Source organism: Ruminococcus sp. RTP21359st1_H3_RTP21359_211015 (genome assembly GCF_040909065.1).
GTDB classification, from domain to species: Bacteria; Bacillota; Clostridia; order Oscillospirales; family Ruminococcaceae; genus Hominimerdicola; species Hominimerdicola aceti.
The window spans coordinates 1-4,469 of sequence record NZ_JBDGDD010000061.1 but is presented as its reverse complement, the minus strand read 5'-3'; the positions used below and the strand labels follow the sequence as shown (position 1 = coordinate 4,469).

The following is a 4,469-nucleotide window of genomic DNA, read 5'->3' as shown; positions in this document are numbered from 1 at the left end:
TCTTTGACATAAAATAACCCCCTTTAGAGTTACACCATTTTATTATTTCATGTGTCTACTCTAAGGGGATTATATCATTAAACATATCGTCCATTTTTTTTATGTGATATTCTATTTTTAACACTCCATATCATGGATGAGTCCGCAGTTTCGCATGGAGATAGTTCCGTTATTGCCTGTTATATAATGGTCAAGAACTGTCACACCTAAACATCTCATATATCTCATGACCTCACGGGTGAGAGTAACGTCCTCCTGAGAGGGAGTGTTGGGTGAGTCAGGGTGATTGTGGGCAAGGATAACAATATCAGTGCCGCTGTTGAGAACGGCTTTTGTAAGCTCACGAAAATCAACAGGGGTAAATCTCGCACCGCCTGCGGATATGTCTGTTACGCTCTTTATGTGAAAGCCAGAGTCGATACAAATTACCTTGAACTTCTCCTGCTTTTCGTTCCTGAAACAATTATTTACAAAACTCAGCGCCGCAGATATGTTTCTTATGTCTATCCTGCTGTCTGTGACAGTGGAGCAGTAGTTTATAAGCTCTCTGAAAAATAAAAGTGAGTTTGCAGAGCTTTCGCCCATGTCCTTTACCGAAGAAAGCTCCTCCACAGAAGCGTTAAGAACGCTGTTTAAGCTTCCGAACTTTTTTATAAGCTCGTGCGCAATATCATTGGTGTTCTTTCTCGGCACAATGTAAAATAAAAGCATTTCTAGTATCTCATGCTCGGAAAAGCCCTTGAAATTTCCCGATTCTTTGAAACGCTTCCTCATTCTCTCTCTGTGACCGCCGTGGTCTGCTTGACTGCTCATTTTATCACCTCTTATACAAGTATAAAATATCCGTACTTTTTTGTCAATAAAAAAACATTGTGACTTTATTCTTTACAGATAATTTCAGCAAGAGGGTAAGCTAATAATATTTAGAAAATTTTATTAATAAATCAAAAATAGCGTAAAATGCTAAAAAAACCTTCAGAAATATCAAAAGTGTCTGTGCGAAATGACGTTGAAAAAGGTTGTTTTTTTATGATATAATGAAATGGTAACTATTATATTATGGAGATGTTTTTATGACAGACCTGACGGTGGGAAAACCGTGGACAGTGCTGTGGAAATTTTCCCTGCCTATGTTCGTGAGCGTGATATTTCAGCAGATGTATTCCATTTTTGACAGTATCATAGCAGGAAAATTCGCAGGCGAGGACGCTCTTGCGGCAGTTGGTGCGTCTTATCCTATAACAATGATATTTATGGCGTTTGCAGTGGGAAGCAATGTTGGCTGTTGTGTGGTGATATCTCAATTCTTTGGTGGAAAAGAGTTCTCAAAGGTAAAAACCGCGTCAACTACTACTATAATTTCATGTACGATACTTGCAACAGTGCTGACAGTTTTTGGACTTGCGTTCTCTACTCCTCTTATGAGAATGATAAACACGCCCGATAACATCTTCCGTGACGGTGAGCTTTATCTGAAGATCTATATCGCAGGTCTTATCTTCCTGTTTCTTTATAACGTGGGTACAGGTATTTATAACGCAATGGGCGACTCGAAAACACCATTGTATCTCCTTATCGGCTCATCAGTTGGAAACGTTGTTCTCGACTATGTGTTCGTGAAGTTCTTTAAATGGGGTGTGGCAGGCGTTGCATGGGCTACTTTTATTGCTCAGGGAGTGGCTTGCGTGTTCTCACTGCTTATTTTGGTGAAGAAAACCGCAGAAATTAAAACAGAGGATAAACCACCGCTGTTTTCAGGAAAAATACTTAAAAAGATAACCCTTTATTCTATACCTAGTATTTTACAACAGAGCTTTATCTCAGTGGGAAATATCTTTGTGCAGTATCTTGTAAACAGCTTCGGCTCGTCTTGTATCGCAGGATATTCTTCTGCAATAAAGCTAAATACCTTTGCTATAACAAGCTTTACAACGCTTTCTAACGGGCTTTCAAGCTTTGTTGCACAGAATTACGGTGCAGGCAGGAACGATAGGATAAAAAGCGGATATAAAGCAGGACTTGTTATCTCGGCTATCGTGGCAGTGCCTTTTATACTCTGCTTTTTCTGTATGCCAAAAACTATGATAAATCTGTTTCTTGACGACGGCGGAACAAAAGCCGTTGAGATAGGCACAACATTTTTGAGAATAATATCGCCTTTCTATGTGTTTGTGGGCATAAAAATAATGTCAGACGGAGCACTCCGTGGTAAAGGCGCAATGCAGTATTTTATGATATCAACTTTTACGGACTTGATACTCAGAGTAGTGCTTGCGTTCGTGTTGGCAAGACCATATGGGTCAACGGGAATATGGCTGTCATGGCCGATAGGTTGGCTTGTGTCAACAGTGCTGTCAGTGGTGTTTGCGAGAGTGAAAGTGATGAAAAACGAATTGAATGAGGAATGAGGAGTGAGGAATGAGGAATGGCAAAGCCAAACTGAGCTAAGCACCAATACAAAGTAAAAGCACCCACCGAGCGAAGCGAGCAAAAGGTCCAGGGGCACGCCCCTGGTCAGGGTCAAGGGGTGAAACCCATTGTGGGTACAGGGCAAAGCCCTGTCGGAGTTTGAGGCAGAGCCTCAATAGGCGCAAGCCTACTAAGCGGTGCAGGGAGAAAAAGACGAATTGCAGAGTTGCAATCTGATACAAAGCTAACATCGAAGCACAAAACTGCACCGCTTATACTATATCCTTATACAAAGTAAAATCCGCAAAGAGCGCAGCGATTTTGCGGTATAACAAACCATGGCGTAAACCTTGGCTAAAACAACGTAACTCCGATTAGCAAAGACTAAATTAAAAAAAAGTTCTCAATAATGATGTTGACAAGTTTAATTAAATGTTGTATGATTATAAGAATAATAAATTAAGAATTCAAAATGTTTGCGGGAGGTTAATTTATGCTGGATACTAATGTAAACAATAAGTTTGGTAAAGAGGGTCTTACCTTTGATGACGTTCTCCTTATCCCAGGCGAGTCGGATTGTACACCTGATATGGTGGATATCCATACACACCTTACTAAGGATATAGTCCTCAATACACCTATAATGACATCTGCTATGGATACAGTCACAGAGTCAAAAATGGCTATCGCTATCGCAAGAGAGGGCGGTATCGGTATTATCCATAAGAATATGACTATCGCTCAGCAGGCAGAAGAGGTGGATAAGGTAAAGCGTTCTGAAAACGGCGTTATCGTTAATCCTTTCTCTCTTACAGCCGATAAAACTGTTGCTGAAGCTGATAAGCTCATGGGCAAGTATAAGATCTCCGGCGTGCCTATAGTCGATAAGGATGGCAAGCTCGAGGGTATCCTCACTAACAGAGATCTTAGATTTATCACTGATTTTGAAAATATCAAGATCGGTGACGTTATGACTAAGGAAAACCTCGTTACTGCTCCTGTTGATACGGATCTTGAAGGCGCTCAGAAGATACTTATGAAGCATAAGATCGAGAAGCTTCCTCTTGTTGACGCAAACGGTATTCTCAAGGGTCTTATCACTATCAAGGATATTGAAAAGGCTGTTCAGTATCCAAATTCCGCAAGAGATAAAAAGGGCAGACTTCTTTGCGGTGCTACTATCGGCATGACTAACGATATTCTCGAAAGAGTTGCCGCTCTCGTTGAAGCTCAGGTAGACGTCCTCGTTCTTGACTCTGCTCACGGCCATTCTATGAACGTTATAAATTGTCTTAAAAAAGTTAAGGCCGCTTTCCCTGATACACCGGTTATTGCAGGTAATATCGCTACTGCTGAAGCCGCCAGAGCGCTCTGCGAAGCAGGTGCTGACGCTATAAAGGTCGGTATCGGCCCTGGTTCTATCTGTACTACCCGTGTAGTCGCTGGTATAGGTGTTCCTCAGGTCACTGCAGTTTATGACGCTGCTTGCGCTGCTGCTGAGTATGGCATTCCTGTTATTGCTGACGGCGGTATCAAGTATTCAGGCGATATCGTTAAGGCTCTTGCTGCCGGTGCGAACGTTGTAATGCTTGGTTCACTCCTCGCAGGCTGTGACGAAGCTCCAGGCGAAACTGAGATCTATCAGGGCAGACAGTTCAAGGTATACAGAGGCATGGGTTCTCTTGCCGCTATGAACAAAGGCTCAAAGGACAGATATTTCCAGACAAACTCAAAGAAGCTCGTTCCAGAGGGCGTTGAGGGTCGTGTGGCTTATAAGGGTCCAGTTTCAGATACTATCTTCCAGCTTGTTGGCGGTATCCGTTCAGGTATGGGCTATTGCGGTTGTCATACTATTGCAGAGCTTGGCGAAAAGGCTAAGTTCATCAGGATAACAGGCGCAGGTCTTAAGGAGTCACACCCACACGATATTTATATCACAAAGGAAGCTCCAAACTATTCCGCAGGTATCTAATAGAATATATATACAAAAAAAGGCGCTGTAAAAAAACGCGCAATAAAAAAAGACTGCAACCACCCTTAAAAGGGTAGGAAAGCAGTCT

3 protein-coding genes are annotated in these 4,469 nt (G+C 42.0%); 2 read left to right on the top strand and 1 reads right to left on the bottom strand.

Annotation, left to right across the window (positions count from 1 at the left end; genetic code table 11):
- Positions 1–117: 117 nt before the first annotated feature.
- A complete protein-coding gene (locus AB5Z01_RS13465) occupies positions 118–813 on the bottom strand; it encodes a RadC family protein (protein WP_022287199.1) in 696 nt (231 codons plus the stop codon).
- A 260-nt stretch (positions 814–1,073) separates the two neighbouring features.
- Between AB5Z01_RS13465 and AB5Z01_RS13460 the strand changes: the two genes are divergently transcribed.
- On the top strand, positions 1,074–2,408 hold the full coding sequence (locus tag AB5Z01_RS13460; protein WP_117856977.1) for an MATE family efflux transporter: 1,335 nt from the start codon (positions 1,074–1,076) through the stop codon (positions 2,406–2,408).
- A gap of 494 nt (positions 2,409–2,902) precedes the next feature.
- On the top strand, positions 2,903–4,381 hold the full coding sequence (gene guaB, locus AB5Z01_RS13455) for an IMP dehydrogenase (RefSeq protein ID WP_022287213.1): 1,479 nt from the start codon (positions 2,903–2,905) through the stop codon (positions 4,379–4,381).
- The last annotated feature ends 88 nt before the right edge of the window (positions 4,382–4,469 follow it).